Source organism: Helicobacter typhlonius, from assembly GCF_001460635.1.
Classification (GTDB): Bacteria; Campylobacterota; Campylobacteria; order Campylobacterales; family Helicobacteraceae; genus Helicobacter_C; species Helicobacter_C typhlonius.
This window is the reverse complement of record NZ_LN907858.1, coordinates 739239-755031: the sequence shown is the minus strand read 5'-3', so window position 1 is coordinate 755031 and position 15793 is coordinate 739239. Positions and strand designations below refer to the sequence as shown.

The following is a 15793-nucleotide window of genomic DNA, read 5'->3' as shown; positions in this document are numbered from 1 at the left end:
AAAGATTCTCAACAAGTTGTTAAATACAATACAAAGCATCTAAAAAGCCAAAATTCTAAGAATATTCTAAATCCTATCTCTTGCTATTATACATCTCGCAACCGGGTTGATAGCCCATATAACACGCCTGTGCGTAAAATTCAAGTGCCACTTCTTTATTCCTTGCCACACCCTTGCCTTTTTCATACATCTCTCCTAGATTCATACACCCGGCGACACTTCCGCCCATACACGCGCGATGATACAAAGTGAGAGCATCTGTGTAGTTTTTACTCACAAATATTCCCTCCTCGCTTAACACCCCGAGATTATTACAGCCATCAGCCTCCGCACGCGAACAAGCCAAGCGGTAGAGTTGTACACTCACATCATAGCTTTGCTTCACGCCAAGTCCATTTTGATATAAAATCCCAAGATTGCTACACGCTTTAAGCACACCGCCATCACACGCCATTTTGTAGTAAATAGCCGCCTTAGAATACCACTGCACACCATTTTCACCTTTCATATACTCGTGCGCAGCCATATAGCAATCCCCGGGTATGCCCTCATAGCAACTAGAAAGATATGGCGCAAGTCTTTGACGCATTTCCATACTTTCATACTCATTCATATTTTCATCGGCTAAATATGCGCCAAAACCCATACTTAAGGCTACACAAAGTATTGCTAAGATTCTCATTTGCCACCCCCCTTAAGTTTGATATGCTTATACGCCTCGCAGCCCTCTTGCATACCAAAATCACAAGCCAAACCATAAAATTCCATTGCCCTGTGTATATTTTTTTTCATACCCTTGCCCTCATATAGCAAATCAGCGAGATTGAAACACGCTCTATCGTCCCTTGCTAAACACGCGTCTGCATAATACACCCCCGCCTGTTTATAGTCTGTTTTGACACCCAAGCCCTCTTCAAACATCACACCCAAGTTGTTACACGCCCTACCATAGCCGCTTTGACACGCATTTGTGTAGAGCTCAAGTGCTAAGGCATAATCCTGCCTCACACCCAAGCCAAAATGATGCAAGATTCCAAGTGAGCTACACGACATCATAAATCCCCCCTCACACGCCTTATTGTAGTAGCTCGCACTCATAGAGTAGTTTTGTGCGACACCGCTCCCTTGAAAATACAAAGTCCCAATAGCGTGGCACGCACCCATATTGCCATCATAACAAGCATTTTCATAAAGCCTTATGGCTTTGCTAAACTCACCATTTTGCCACGCGTTATATGCCTTCTCTAGTTCCTCTTGCGTATTTTGTGCGACATATGCATTTTGAAGTGTTTTCTGCATATTTTGCAATTCTTCTTGCGTATTTTGAGAGACTTCTACCATAGATTCTAAAGGATAAGAATCTGCCCTGCTCCCTTTCGCATTATTCGCACAACCCTGTGCTAAGCCAAATAACACAATCAATACAAGACTATGAATCTTCCTCATTGTCTAGCCTTTTTACAATATTTTATTAGATTTTGTATGCTAAAAGCATTCCTTTTTTACAATTTTTATCAATTTTCGCACAAGCTTTGCACTAAAAAAGCACAAAACTACACATTCTTGACAATATAATTTTATAAAATCCTTATATAATGTAATAAGGATTTTATAAAATTAAAAATATTTGTATGAATGTTTGCAAAAGTGCGAGATAAGCAAAATTTGCTTTTGTGATTAATTCATTAATATTATGCAAAAATGGCACGATTTTTTCTTACATTATTTTATATCAAAGAATGAGGAATATATATGCTAAAACATTTCACACTTCCACTAGGGTATGTGGTCTTATTTGTGAGCTACAGCTTTAGCTTAGAATTTGGCTCAATGGGGCAAGTATCTGCTGGTATGGGCGGAGCTGGGGTAGCACTTAAAGATTCTGCGTGGGGTTTATATTATAATCCCGCACTTTTAGGAGCCGACAGGCGCACAAAGGCTGGGTATAGTTTTGGCTTGCAATTCAAAGAGCAAAATCTCCTTCAAATGGCAGCAATTGATGTGGATAATCTTAACGACCTCCCAAATACGCTTAATAACCAACTTTTAAGCGGCACTGGCAAAAGCGTAACAATTGGCAACACAACCATTGATGGTGCACTCGGTGGAGCACTCAATGCGTTAATTCCTAATCCTCAAACTCCCGGGACAATTACATCAACCGATTTATCAAATCTCCTTCAAGAGCTTGACCCTACAACTACCGCTTGCAACTCTTTCACTACTTGTGCGCAAACTATTAGTGGCAATCTAAGCTTAGCAAATAAACTCAAAGACAGACTCACCGATGCAGCAAATAAAGGTGGTAGCCCTTTGATAGGAGATATTATCTCTGGTATTGATGCTAGTAATCTAGGTGATGTGTTAAATGGACTTGACCAAGCAGGCAGCACAGCAGATATTGCTGATAAAATTTTAGAAAATGCTGGTTCTCTCACGATTAAAAAAGGTGCAGATTCTGTTATAGATAAGCTTTTAAATGATTTTGGTGTTATTGATAGAGCAATGAAAAGCAATGATGTCGTGCTTAATACACAAAATGGTTTTGTCTTTCAGTTTGCTGGAGATAAAAAGCAAAGACGTATAGAGAGTGATATTGTAGGGAGTATCGATATACAAGAGGTAGATACAGGACGCGGAGCCGTAGGCATAGGGCTTTTTGCCTCTGCATTTTCTAACGCCTCTGTCGCACTTGATCCAAATAACAATCAGCTTATTTTTAACCTAGGTGGCAAATACTATACTGCAAGTGCGAATGGGGATAGTGTCTCCCTAACACACGACCCAAATAAAAATGACTTACAAGGTTCAGTTATGTATGACCAAGCACAGCATACACTTTATGCAAATGCCCTAGCTCTTATAGAAATTCCCGTAGGCTATGGACATACGCTTTTTACACCTCTAGGCGATGTAAATGTCGGTGTAGCGGTAAAATTTATGCAAACCATAGGTTATGGACAGAATCTTAAATTCAGCGTGGGGAGCTTCCCTGATGTATCTTTCAATAAAGATGATACAGATATGGCACAAACTTTTGCTTTTGACTTAGGTTTTCTCTATACGCCAAGAATGATGAAAAATTTTAATGTAGGGCTTGTTGTAAAAAATCTCAATGCACCTGTTATTAAACGCACAAATAATCTCGCAGATATTACGCTTAATCGCCAAGTGCGCGCAGGGATAAGTTATAATATGATGGATTTTCTTACCTTTGCCTTTGATGCGGACCTTGCGCCTAATGACACTCTCTCTCTCTCAAGCCCCAAAAGCCAATATATCGGCGGAGGAATAATGGCAAATTTCAAGACGATAGACTTTAGATTAGGAGCTATGCGAGATTTACGCTCAAATAGTGGTGAGGGCACAATACTTACTGGTGGTGTAAATCTCCTTGGATTCTTAGATATAGCACTTCAATATGGACTAGGACAAAACATTAATCTTTATGGCGTGAATGTATCAAACTATATGAGTGCGCGTGTAGGCGGGCAGTTTAGCTTTTAGAGATAAGTTAGCTTTTGGTAATGATGGTTTAAAAACTGAGAAATTTAGAAACTTAAAAATCCTTCATCTCAAGCAAACCTATAAACGCTTTAGAATCTTAAAAACTTATTTCTTTTTTTCGCGCAAAAAAATAAAAGTGTTTATACCTCCCCATTCCTCTTAATCCCTTTCTTAAGAGGATAAAATCCACACGATTTAAGGCTTTTGTCAAATAAAGTAAAACTTGCACTTCTTAGATTGCGTGACTCGACACATATTTTATGCTTAAATTCTCCACCCCAAAGCCTAAATCATTTTAAACAATGCCCCAAAAGCCGATATTACCTTACTTATGGTATGATATACCATTTATTTTGCAAAAAGGAGTTGGATTATGATTTCTTTAAAAAGAGTGTTTTTGATGTTGGCAATAGCTGGTGGTATGGCTTTTGGCGCACCAGCTAAACCCACCACTACAAACAAAAACTCACTGCAAAATACACAAAAGAAGCTTTTGGGTAATTTTGCAAGTGGCTCAATCCTTAATGGTTCTAACAAAGCTGGAAATGTCGCACGTTGGTATCTTTTCAATGAGGGACACTTGGGATATTCATACAGCAAATTAGGCGATTTGAATCTACATTCTGCCGACCTTGGCTATTCTATCTATATAGCTTCTATCAAGGCTGCAAGTGGCATACGCCCTTATTTAGGGACAGAAATAACGGTGCCTATCTATCTTAAATCAGTCGGCGAGTCAAACGCCTTTTATGCTGATACTAATTTGCCTTTGCCCGGCGGCAGACAAGTTATGACAGACTTAGGATTCAATGGCTGGGGTGCGCAAGTGCCTGTGATTGTAGGTGTGCAAATGAATTCGTTCTACATTCAAGGTATGGTGGGGTACTCATATCATAGCATTACAGATAATTTCTTTGTAAGCGATACACAAAACGATACTTCACTTAGCAACACATACCACGGCTTAGTCTATGGTGTAGGTGCTGGTTTTAAGTTTCAAAATGTGTTTAGCGTAGGTTTGCGCTACATAATGGGTGAGCTTACAAACTCTGACCGCGACCCCGGTGCAGTAATTCCCACTACTGCAGTTCGCACCAAAGACTTCAAAAACAATTATCAAAGATTCTCTGTCATCTTTGGTGTTGTATTCTAGCTTTCTCCCCTTTCTCTTCCACCTCCCGCACAACGTGTGTGGGGAGAGTGGCATTTTTTTTGCTTCGCCCTTTGAAAAGGTAAAGGGTTTTTATGTCTCAAAAAAAAATTGATATTGCTACCGCCGTAGAAATGGCGTATAAGCTTTATCAACAAAAACAATATCATCAATGTGTGGATATTTGTATCCAAATCTTAGCTATCGACTACACGCGCGCGGATATATGGAATCTAGCTGGGATTGTTATGCTAGAGCTTAAAATATATAAAAGGGCAATTGAGTATTTTACTCAAGCTGCGAAGTGCAATCAAAGGGATTTAGACTATCAAATCAATCTTGCGGAGGCTTACCGCCGCAGTGGCAACCCTACACAATGTGTTGAAAAACTTGAGTGGTTACTCAATGCGGGAAATGTCTCTAATCCAAATTTGCATTTTAATCTTGCTAAAGCCTATGCGGATTTAGAGGATTCAGAAAAGTCCATTTATCACTACACAATCGCTATTAAGCTTGACCCAAATGATTTGGGTGCGATGTTTAATCTCGCAAACGCGCAAGTAAGCCTCAAACATTTTGGTGAAGCCATAGAGCTATACCTCCACGCACTCGGTAAGGGCTACCTTGATGCAGGTGTGAATCTCGCAAATACCTACATACACATAGGGCTGTTTAATGAAGCGGTGCAGGTGTATAGCGCGATTTATGAGTATTACAAAGACGAGGGTGATTTCTTGTTTAACTACGCAAATGCGCTTAATTACGCCAATACAAACGCACAACACGCACTTATGCTCTATCTACAAGCGAGCGCACTCAACCCCGCAAATGTGCATTATCGCACGAATTACGCGCATTTTTTACTTAAGAATCTGCATTTTGAAGAGGGATTTAGAATCTATGAGGAGCGCAAAAAGCTTCCAAATATGCTACCAGAGGGTATTACATCGTTTTGGGAATATAATGGCGAGAAAGCAGATTTTGCAGATAAATCTGTGCTTGTCTATCACGAGCAAGGCTTTGGTGATAGCATTATGTTTGCGCGGTTTTTGCCACTTCTCATACAATGCACAAAAAAAGTGCGTGTAATCGTGCAAGAAACGCTTGTGCCGCTTTTTTCAAAATTTGGAATCGAGTGTGTGGCACACAGGGACGAAGTGGGGGATTACGATGTAGCAATCTCGCTCCTCTCCCTGCCTCTCGCACTTGGTGTGCGAAGTGTGGAGGATTTACATATAACTCCATTTTTACTACAAAATACACAATCTCGCACCACAGAATTAAACAAAGGGCTGCAACACACGATAAAAATAGGCATTTGCTTTAGCACAGATTCACAATTTAGCGAGGCAAGTAGCAAAAGTATGCCTCTCAAACTGCTAATGGAAGCCTTGAGTGATGAATCTATCGCTCAGCACTTAGAGATTTATTCGCTCAATAAGGCGCAGTGTAAGGAAATAAGCGAGTATGCGATTGTGCAAAAAACAATGAATGACTTTGCAGAAACTTATGATATCATCAAGGATATGGATATGGTGATTAGCATTGATAGTGCTGTGGCGCACTTGAGCGCGAGTATGGGAAAGCATACGCTTGTGCTATTGCATAAGGGCTATGATTGGCGTTGGGGGAATGGTATTTCTACGCCGTGGTATGAATCCGCAGTATGTATCACGCAGAGTAAAATGGGTGAGTGGGGTGATGTCGCACATAATGTGAGTGCGTATGTAAAAGGATTTTTGGGCTAATTTTACAAACCTCAAGATTCTGTTTTTACAAATTTTAGAATCTATACTACAAAAAAGTTTTATATGTTTCTTTACTCCATAGAAGTTTTTTGTAAAAAAATGTTTATCCCCTCCCCATTCCCTTTGAAAGAATACTTTAGCACATTTTTAAAGCATTACAGGGTAAATGATATCCACAAATGATACATAAAAAAGAGGAGGAGCGAGAGACAAATGCCTAAGCTAACTTTTAAGCTTCTCCATATTATAAAAAATAGGCTAAAAATTCTTAAAACTTACCAAGCAAAACATCTACTCAATTTTAAATCTAAAGTTTGCAAACCCTAGATTCTAATACCCAATCACTTCCGCAGGGGAGCGATTTGTCGCGTGAAAAATAATGCTCTTATGAAGCCTCGCGTAATATTTCATAAGATTTTTTTGCACGATTGGTTCAATACTAGGCACAAACCACGCGTTATTGCTCGTCATAATCACATATTGCGGATTATCTGCGTAAAACCCCTTATTTGTGCCCTCATAACAAATAGCATTTTTGAATCTAACGCCTTTTATATCAAAATAGCCAAAATCACTTCCTGCGCTAAAGCCCCCGAGCCCCTCAAAAAACAGATTCGCAAGAGGAGTAAAAAACGAGGGGATATACTCTCCAAAAGGCACTAAAAGCACCTTATCATAAAAGCTCACCACACCATTTTCAAATTTAAAAGTACTATTAAAATATGAGGGGTCGCCCTCTGTATTCTCCTCATCACGCAATGCACCCACGATAATCACAATTTCATTACTTAAACCCAAAAGCTCATCGTAGGGCACAAATCCATTATAATTCCAATGCAAAGGCGCATAAAATGCGCTCTCTGGCAATACAACAACATCATATCCCTCATTTATGGCATTACGTACAGATTGTATATGTTCCGCAAAAATAGCTACAATCTCTTCACTGCGCGTTTTTAAATCCTGCGATACATTACTTTGTATAAGTTTAATTTTGAGCGGTATTTGGTTAAATTCAAAAGTTTGCGATGATGTATAGACTTGCAACTGATAAGGTATTTGGGGAGTTTCTTTCACAAAACTCTGCCAATCGATTGCAATAGCAAGGCATAAGATACTAAAAAGTCGCCACCACGATTGATATTTTACAAAAAACCACAAGCCAAGAATAATAAAAGCAAAACTAAGCTTATCTACCCCCATATAGCTATATGCAAACACGCTCTCAAGGACAATCCAATCAAATCCAAGAGGTGTAAGGTAGCTTAAGGATAGCAAAAATATAAAGCGTAAGATAAAACAATCACACCAAAGAATGATATAAAACACAAAGCCCACAAATAGTCCAATCAATATCACAACCACAGGGATAAGCACACTCATATCAAAGTAGCGCATTCCCAAGGTAATCCAATAAAACCATAAGATACCGATAAAAAATCCTACGCTAAATCTACGCTCTCTAGGGGTAAAAAGCACACTTGCAATACTAAATAAACCAAGCAAGGTGGCTAAAAATAGCGGTATATCTGCGACACCACAAATTTGCAAAAACCATTGCATATAAAAAGGCAAAACACAAATAAACGCAAACACAAAAGATATGCTAAGCCATATAAGTGTGGGTTTGTAAGTACTCGTATCACGCAAGGAGAATGCTCGATATGGGACATTAAGTATCCCATATTTTATAGAATCTAAAAAACTACCCTGACTAGATTTTTTTGTTTCAAAATGTAACATACAAATATACCTTAAAATATATCAAGAAAAACAGGGTTTTATTTAAAAGTAGTGCCACCATCAATTACAATCGTTTGACCTGTGAGCCACGCACTCTGTGTTTCATCACAGAGGAAAAATACCGCACCTGCAAGGTCTTCTGGTGTCCCCATACGATTAAGGGGAGATTCCTCCTCGACTTTAGCCTTGACCTGCGCGTAATCAGGGAATGCTCGAAGCGCGTCCGTATCGATAGGTCCGCCGCTTACTGCATTTACTCTTATGCCCCAACCACCAAGCTCTGTGGCAGCGTATTTTACCATTGTTTCTACCGCATTTTTAGAATTGCCGTGTCCCGCGTAATTTGGCATATACACAAGATTCCCTGTCGAGCTAAGAGAGACTATCGCTCCACCACCGACTTCTTTCATACGCTTCGCGGCTTCCTGTGCGCCCACCACAAAGGCAAGAACGGTTGCTGTGTAGATATTGTTTAGCCCTCTAGGCTTTAACCTCATAAATGGTGCAAAACCACCTGCCACGCTTTTGCCATAAATAATAGCATTAGACACAAAAAAATCAACTCGCGAGAAATCCTCGTCAATTTTCTTAAAAAGTTCGATGTATTGGTCTGTCTCGAGGACATTGAGCGGATAGAATCTCGCCTTTATGCCGTATTTGCTTTCCACATCTTGAGCAATTTTTGCCGCTTCCTCTTCGTTTTTATTGTAAGTGAAAGCGACATTCACACCATTTTTAGCAAATCTATACAAAATAGCCTTGCCAATTCCTCTCGTAGCACCGCTGATTACAAGCGTTTTGTCTTTCATAAAATCAGTAGTAGAAGTCTGTACATCTTTCATTTCTTCACCTCATATTGTTCTAAAATTGCTTGTATTTTAGCCATATTTTCCTTAGAAGGTGGCACGAGTGGTAGCCGATATTCTAAGTTTTGCAACAATCCTGCCAAAAACATCGCCGCCTTAATCGGTATGGGATTGCTCTCACAGAATAGAATCTTATTAAGCTCATAAAGCTTGGTATTAAGCTCATAGCTCTTTCTCATATCACCCTGCAGTGCATAATGTGTCAAATCGGCAATTTCTTGGGGCATTAAATTGCCTGTTACAGAAATAACACCCTTGCCATTATTGGCTAAAATGGGGAAATTAATTGCATCATCACCACTCAAAATGGCTATGCTCGGCACCTCTGCGCCAAGTGCCACCACTCTATCCATAAGCCCCGCGGCTTCTTTTATCGCATAAATATTCGGGCATTGCGTATGCAAGGCTTTTATCGTATCTATTTCTATACTTACACCGGTGCGCGAGGGGACATTGTAGAGCATCACAGGAATTTCTACAGCATTTGCCACCGCTTGATAATGCTCAAATAAGCCCTGTTGCGTGGGTTTGTTATAATAAGGAGTAACACATAAAAGCGCGTGTGCTCCACATTTTTGTGCAAAAAGCGCAAGTTCTTTTGCCTCTGCAGTGGAATTACTCCCTGCCCCTGCTAGAACCTTTACATCGCTACCCTTGCAGATTTGCACTGCAGATTCTATACATTCCATATGCTCTTTATGTGAGAGTGTGGCAGATTCACCGCTCGTTCCTACAGGCACACACGCGTCCATTCCATAAGCGATTTGTCGCTTGATTAGCCTCTCATAGCTTTCAAAATCAACCTTATTGTTTTTAAAAGGTGTGATAAGCGCACTCATTGCTCCAAAAACCATACCTATTTCTCCTTGTCGGTATCTTTTAAAATCACAACACTTAGCGAATCTTCCACAAAATATTTCTTTGCCACTTCCTGAATCTGCTCTATACTAAGAGCGTCAATATCTCGCTCATAAGAAAACAAAGGTGAGATGTCTCCACGCACTAGATAACTCCCAAAGAGTTCAGCTACCGATGATGAGCCCTCAAGACTATAAACAAAACTTGCCCTTGTATTGATTTTCACCTTATTAAGCTCCTCTTGAGAAATTTTACCAGCTTTAAGATTCTCCAAAATTTTGTAGATTTCTTCCTCAATTTTTTCTGCTCTCACACCCCGCTTTGCCGTGGCGATAATCAAAAACACGCCCTCATCTTTGAGCTCCATATTGTAGGCATAAATACCCGCCGCAATTTGCTGTTTGTCGATGAGTTCGGTTTGAAATATGCTTGATTTACCCGCACTTAGAATCTCGCTTATCGCACTCAAAGCGACTTGGTCTTTACTCAAAAAATTAGGGATTTTATAGCCCATAGCAAGATATTCAAGCTGTGAATCTTTTTTTACAATAGCGCGTCTTATACCATCTTGCTTTGGTTCTTTTGCTACTACCTCTGGGATAGGCGTGCTATTTTTCAATGTGCCAAAATGCTTACTTGCGGAAGCAAAAACCTGATTTGGCTCGACATCACCACTCACAAGCACAATCGCATTTTGTGGCTGATAGTAGGTGTTATAAAAAGAGGTGATGTCCTCAATACGCCAACTTTGAATATCCTCCATAAACCCAATGGGCGTCCAATGGTAGGGGTGATAAGTGAATGCAGTGTTAAAAAAGCGAAAATACAAATACCCCATAGGTGAATTGTCAGTGCGCCACAATCGCTCCTCTGCCACAACATTGCGCTCCGGGAGAAACTCATCATTTTTAAGCAAGAGATTACTCATAAGCTCGGCAAAAAGCTCTAAAGACTTGTCAAGATTCCCTACACTTGATTTGATAAAATAACGTGTATAATCAAAGCTTGTAGAAGCGTTATTCACGCCACCAAAGCCCTTTACTATTTCATCAAACTCCCCAGCTTTAAGTTTCTTTGTAGATTTAAAGCTAAGATGTTCGAGCATATGGGCTATACCACTCTTTCCCATTACCTCGTTGCGACTACCAACCTTATAAAACACATTTGTTTCAATCACACCACTCTTGTTATGAAGCGGCACGACCACGACTTGCAAACCATTATCAAGCGTCTCTGTAAAATGCGTAGGCAATGCGCTTTGTGCGAGTGCTTGAGCGACTAATATATGAGAAACACTCATCAAAACTCCTAAAATAAACTTCACACACTACTCTTTTTGCGTATCTGTGCTATTTTCTTTAGAATCTACATTGTCCTTAACTGCTATCGCATCTACCGCATTAAAGTCTGCACCGACTAACTCTCTATTAGAATCTACATTTTCCACAGGTTTATTTTGTGGCTCTACAACCACATTTATAGGAGTGGTGCTTGAAACAGACTCTATATTTTTATCACTCGCTTTAGTTGCTATGGATAAAAGATTTGCATCTTTCTCGACAATCTTCCTAGGTCTGCCTACTTTGCGCGATTTCGCGGGAGTAGATTCTGAATCCTCTTTATTGACTCGAGGTCTGCCTACCTTCTTACGAGGGACGCTTTTTTCTTCCGTTTTAGCTTTTTTTTCTGTAGATGTTGTTGCTGTCTTCGCACTGCTATCCTTCTTTTTGCGCCCTCTGTGCCCTTTTGTCTGCACTTCCTGTTTATCTTGCGTAGAATCTCCACTCCTTAGCTTTGCAGATTCTATAGATGTAGAATCTGCCTCATCACTTGCCCTCTTCTTGCGTGTCTTAGGTTTATTTGCAATATCATATCCCACCGCCTCGCTGATGTTACTCAAACCATCTGCCCTTAAAAGCTGCAATAAGCCATTGTTGATATTTTTGCATAGCTTTGGACCCTGATAAACCAACGCAGTATAAACTTGCACAAGCGATGCGCCAAGCTTTATACGCGTATAAGCCTCCTCTGCGCTATCAATACCACCCACAGAGATAATAGCCACTTTGCCAAAAAATGCTTGACTAAGAATCTTTAGTACTTCTTTTGACTTTTCTTTCAAAGCAGCCCCACTTAAGCCACCACTTTGCTTTGCGCCCTCTATGAGAGTATAATCAATGGTCGTATTTGTAGCAATCACCCCGCTCACGCCACATTTGATAGCCATTTCTACCACTTTTAGCATTTCGTCTTTATTCATATCTGGGGATATTTTCACAAAAATCGGTTTTTGTATGTGGGAGCGTGCCATACTGAAAAGCTCTTGCACGAATTTCACATTTTGCAAATCACGTAAATGCGGTGTATTAGGCGAAGAGAGATTAAACACAAAGTAATCCCCCACTTCCATACAATCAAGCAATACATTCTCGTAATTCTTGAGCGAATCACTCTGCTCGATAATCTTATTTTTACCCACATTGATACCAATGGGTATGCTGTAAGGATAAAATTTTTTTAATCTATTCACAATTTTGAGTGAGCCCTCATTATTAAATCCCATTTCATTTTGCAAACTCCTCTCTTGCATATATCGAAAGAGGCGAGGCTTTAGATTCCCCTCTTGTGGTGCTTGAGTGATAGTGCCAATCTCTAAAAAACCAAACCCAAGCGCAGATAACCCCTTTACCATACTCGCATTCTTGTCAAATCCAGCTGCCAAGCCGATAGGATTATAGAATCTCATACCTGCCACTTCTGTATGCAAACTCTCATCAAAAACGCAATACCGCGACACTGCAAAATCCTGTATAAATGGTAAAGGCACGATATTTTTAAGCGTCCAACCCGCAAAATTATGCGCCTTTTCTGCATCAAGCTTAAAAAGATATGGGGATAACTTTTGATAAATTGACATAAAGCACCTCTGTAATTAAAATTTGGAGACAAAATAAAAGCATATTGTAGTAAAAAAAAATAAACTATTTGGTGGAGTGTAGGGGGGTCGAACCCCTGACCTCAACGCTGCCAGCGTTGCGCTCTCCCAACTGAGCTAACACCCCTAAAGTCTTAAAAAGCTTAGGATTTTGCCTTGTTATCGCTTAAAAGATTCTGATTTAGCTCATAATAATGCTTCAAATATACTTCGTGCATACTCTCTCGCAGCTTTTCATACCAATTTTCATCACTAAAATCTGGTGTGAAAGCCTCCATAAGCACCACTCTTGCAGTATTTGTCTGCACTGATATGGGTGAGCTATTATACAATTTGCGCGTGTCGATAAGCACTGCGGGCTGAATCCTAAGATTAAGCTTAGAAGCTAGAATCTTAGCCCCTGATTTGAAAGATAAAAACTCCTCATCTCCCTTACTCCTCGTGCCCTCGGGAAAAATGGCTATAGGGCGGTTTTGAGCAAGATGTCTTTTTGCTTCTTTAAGCAAATATACGATACTTTTTTTATCCTCTCTATCAATCAATATCATATCTGGAGCTTTGAGTGCATGTCCATAAACTGGAATCTCTCCTAGCTGTTTTTTCGCTACCCAACAAAGATTCGCAGGGTGATAGGATTCAAAATAAATAATGTCTGTAACACTTTGGTGATTTATTACAAAAAGCTGTGCGTCCTTGTCATACTCGCCGATACGCTCTACCTTTAAGCCATTCAGCGAAAAAAACCAGCGGCACTGCCTTCTTGCCTTTCTACCATTTTCCTTGTTACGCGTGAGGTAAATCTGCACAATAATAATAGGCAAATACAATGCAATTGAGAGTGTCGCCACTATGCCTCTAATTTTTGCTAACATATTCTTTCCTTATCCAACCAACTTTAGATTCTATCATTACCTTATAGTAGTCCTCATATTCCCCGATAATCGCCACGCGCGTAGGCACTTTGATAAGCTCTGTAATCGTAGAATTATGTGTGGGGACAATACTCACACTCGCACCTACCTGTGCCACGCCCGAAGTCGCGCTAAAAAATACATTATACCCGAGTAGCAAAACAAGCACGAGCAATGCAAACGCACTTACTTTACGCAATTTTTTAAATACAACCCACACGAGTATCACAAAGACAATAAGCCCACCCACAAGCAGATTCTTAAACATCAAAATGGTGTTGCGTGGCTTGATGTCTCCGCCCTCTTCAATGGTGTTTTGCAAGATATTAATAGGCAGATTGATATTTACAAACTGATGTTGAGTGATATTAAAATAGTCAAAAGAAAGCTGCCTTATGGATTTATCAAGCACAACATAGTAGATTCCATAAGTTACACCATCAACAACTTTACTATCCTCTAAACCTTGCATTGGATATTGGGCGATTTTCATCGTGTTTAAAACCGCGCCTATGCTTTCAAACTGAAAAATCACTATATTGTTATTCTCATCATATTCTTTTGCACGATAATCTACCACTTCAAAAGAATCCGCAATTACAGAAATATAATTTGCATTGCTCGTTAGTTCTACAGCCCGCAAAGTCGCACCCGGTGCTATAAGCTCCTCTTCATAGTCAGCAGAAACCACCTTTATTTTCAAGGGTGGTATCGTTACATCTTTACCAACAATGTTATACACATAGGTGCTAGAAAGCATACCATTGGTGTCACTTTGCCAAGAAGCATTTTTATTTTTCAATACTACATTATTTTTTGTGCTCATATCAAGCACATCAGTGCTTACAAGCTTCGCGCCAGAAAGAAGCGTGAGAGTATATTTTACCTCAATATTTTGCCCTACATAGAGACTTGTATCTGTCTTAGGAAAGGAGACATTGACATAGGCTATTTTTGGAGTGATATTTTCATTTTCCCCAGTAGCAAAGGCAGAGCTAATACCAGTAAGTAAAATCAGTAAAGCACATACGATATTTTTAAGCGCTCCGCTTGTTTTGAACATCATTATCTCATTCCTCATCTTAGATTCTATAAACCTCGATTCTATCGCCAAGAATTTAATCAATTTTTTAGAATCCATTCTCTTACAATCCTTTATGTGAAATCTGCAATAGATTATCAAGCATTGCTATGCCATCACGACTTCCCAATATGTTTTCAATCGCCCTTTCAGGGTGGGGCATCAAGCCAAATACATTTTTCTTTTTATTACAGATTCCAGCAATATTTGCCACAGAGCCATTGGGATTATCCACATATTCAAGCAGAATCTGTTCATTTTTACGCAAGGATTCTAAATTCGCTTCATCAATGAAATAATTGCCATCGGCGTGGGCTATGGGCAAATTTATCTCTTGATTGAGGCTGTAAGAGCGCAAAAAAGCATTGTCCTTATTGACAATTTTTAGGGTTTGCATTTGTGAAATGAAGTGTAAATTTATATTACGTTTTAAAGCCCCAGGCAAGAGTCTAGCCTCGCATAGAATCTGAAAGCCATTGCAAATGCCAAGCACATAGCCACCATTCAAAGCAAATTCCTTGATGGCTTTCATAATGGGTGAAAACTGCGCTATCGCCCCACAGCGTAAATAATCCCCATAGCTAAAACCTCCTGCTATCACTACCAAATGTGAATCTTGTGGTAAGGTTTCATCTTTGTGCCACACGATATGGGTCTTTGCACCAAGCATATCAAAAGCATATTGCGTATCAAACTCACAATTCGTGCCAGGAAAGCGGATAATAGCCACATTCATTGCAAAATCTCAATACTATAATCTTCAATCACAACATTTGCGAGTAGATTCTCGCACATATCCTGCACGAGTGAATGTGCCTTGTCCTTATCACTCTCCTGCAAGTCCAAAATAATCTCTTTTGAAAGCTTCACATTTTGCAAACTATCAAACCCGTGCGCACTTAGCGCGTGAAAAATAGCTTTCGCTTGAGGGTCAAGCACCCCCTCTTTCAAACAAACAAGCACTTTTACTTTCATTATTTGCCCTCTACATTAA

At 39.8% G+C, this 15793-nt stretch carries 13 protein-coding genes, 1 tRNA gene and 1 pseudogene; 3 read left to right on the top strand and 12 right to left on the bottom strand.

Going from position 1 to position 15793, the window contains the following annotated elements; genetic code table 11:
* Nucleotides 1-73 precede the first annotated feature (73 nt).
* A complete protein-coding gene (locus BN2458_RS03780) occupies nt 74-682 on the bottom strand; it encodes a tetratricopeptide repeat protein (protein WP_034342303.1) in 609 nt (202 codons plus the stop codon).
* Nucleotides 679-1446, bottom strand: a complete 768-nt coding sequence (locus BN2458_RS09900) for a tetratricopeptide repeat protein (protein WP_138109601.1) — start codon at nt 1444-1446, stop codon at nt 679-681. Before BN2458_RS09900 ends, BN2458_RS03780 begins: the two co-directional genes overlap by 4 nt.
* A gap of 306 nt (nt 1447-1752) precedes the next feature.
* On the opposite strand from BN2458_RS09900, the gene traF reads away from it, so the two are divergent.
* The 3 genes from traF to BN2458_RS03760 all read left to right on the top strand — a co-directional run bounded on the left by traF (nt 1753) and on the right by BN2458_RS03760 (nt 6405).
* Nucleotides 1753-3507 (top strand): conjugal transfer protein TraF, encoded by a 1755-nt coding sequence (gene traF, locus BN2458_RS03770; protein ID WP_052082059.1) that lies wholly within the window; start codon nt 1753-1755, stop codon nt 3505-3507.
* Between the two features lie 373 nt (nt 3508-3880).
* Nucleotides 3881-4660 (top strand): hypothetical protein, encoded by a 780-nt coding sequence (locus BN2458_RS03765; protein WP_034342301.1) that lies wholly within the window; start codon nt 3881-3883, stop codon nt 4658-4660.
* A 92-nt stretch (nt 4661-4752) separates the two neighbouring features.
* The gene (locus BN2458_RS03760) at nt 4753-6405 is read left to right on the top strand and encodes a tetratricopeptide repeat protein (protein WP_034342299.1); all 1653 of its coding nucleotides are present in this window, start codon (nt 4753-4755) and stop codon (nt 6403-6405) included.
* Between the two features lie 330 nt (nt 6406-6735).
* Here BN2458_RS03760 and lnt read toward each other — a convergent pair whose 3' ends face one another.
* From lnt to purS, 10 genes and pseudogenes are all read right to left on the bottom strand, one after another.
* Nucleotides 6736-8148, bottom strand: a complete 1413-nt coding sequence (lnt, locus tag BN2458_RS03755; RefSeq protein ID WP_173644076.1) for an apolipoprotein N-acyltransferase — start codon at nt 8146-8148, stop codon at nt 6736-6738.
* A 38-nt stretch (nt 8149-8186) separates the two neighbouring features.
* The gene (locus tag BN2458_RS03750; RefSeq protein ID WP_052082058.1) at nt 8187-8990 is read right to left on the bottom strand and encodes an enoyl-ACP reductase; all 804 of its coding nucleotides are present in this window, start codon (nt 8988-8990) and stop codon (nt 8187-8189) included.
* Nucleotides 8987-9868 carry a 4-hydroxy-tetrahydrodipicolinate synthase gene (dapA, locus tag BN2458_RS03745; RefSeq protein WP_034326105.1) on the bottom strand — a complete coding sequence of 294 codons (882 nt, stop codon included), beginning with the start codon at nt 9866-9868 and terminating at the stop codon, nt 8987-8989. The genes BN2458_RS03750 and dapA overlap by 4 nt, the downstream gene beginning before the upstream one ends.
* 2 nt (nt 9869-9870) lie before the next feature.
* Nucleotides 9871-11172, bottom strand: coding sequence for a M16 family metallopeptidase (locus tag BN2458_RS03740; protein WP_034342297.1), 1302 nt, complete (start codon nt 11170-11172; stop codon nt 9871-9873).
* 564 nt (nt 11173-11736) lie between these two features.
* Nucleotides 11737-12789: pseudogene (locus BN2458_RS03735) on the bottom strand (quinone-dependent dihydroorotate dehydrogenase); the annotation flags it as partial.
* Between the two features lie 69 nt (nt 12790-12858).
* Nucleotides 12859-12934, bottom strand: a tRNA-Ala gene (locus BN2458_RS03730).
* A 16-nt stretch (nt 12935-12950) separates the two neighbouring features.
* Complete coding sequence (locus BN2458_RS03725; RefSeq protein WP_034326108.1) at nt 12951-13679, bottom strand: lysophospholipid acyltransferase family protein; 729 nt, start codon at nt 13677-13679, stop codon at nt 12951-12953.
* Nucleotides 13663-14859 carry a hypothetical protein gene (locus BN2458_RS03720; RefSeq protein WP_231944849.1) on the bottom strand — a complete coding sequence of 399 codons (1197 nt, stop codon included), beginning with the start codon at nt 14857-14859 and terminating at the stop codon, nt 13663-13665. Before BN2458_RS03720 ends, BN2458_RS03725 begins: the two co-directional genes overlap by 17 nt.
* Before the next feature lie 4 nt (nt 14860-14863).
* On the bottom strand, nt 14864-15535 hold the full coding sequence (gene purQ, locus BN2458_RS03715; RefSeq protein ID WP_034326109.1) for a phosphoribosylformylglycinamidine synthase subunit PurQ: 672 nt from the start codon (nt 15533-15535) through the stop codon (nt 14864-14866).
* On the bottom strand, nt 15532-15774 hold the full coding sequence (purS, locus tag BN2458_RS03710; protein ID WP_034326110.1) for a phosphoribosylformylglycinamidine synthase subunit PurS: 243 nt from the start codon (nt 15772-15774) through the stop codon (nt 15532-15534). Before purS ends, purQ begins: the two co-directional genes overlap by 4 nt.
* Nucleotides 15775-15793 lie beyond the last annotated feature (19 nt).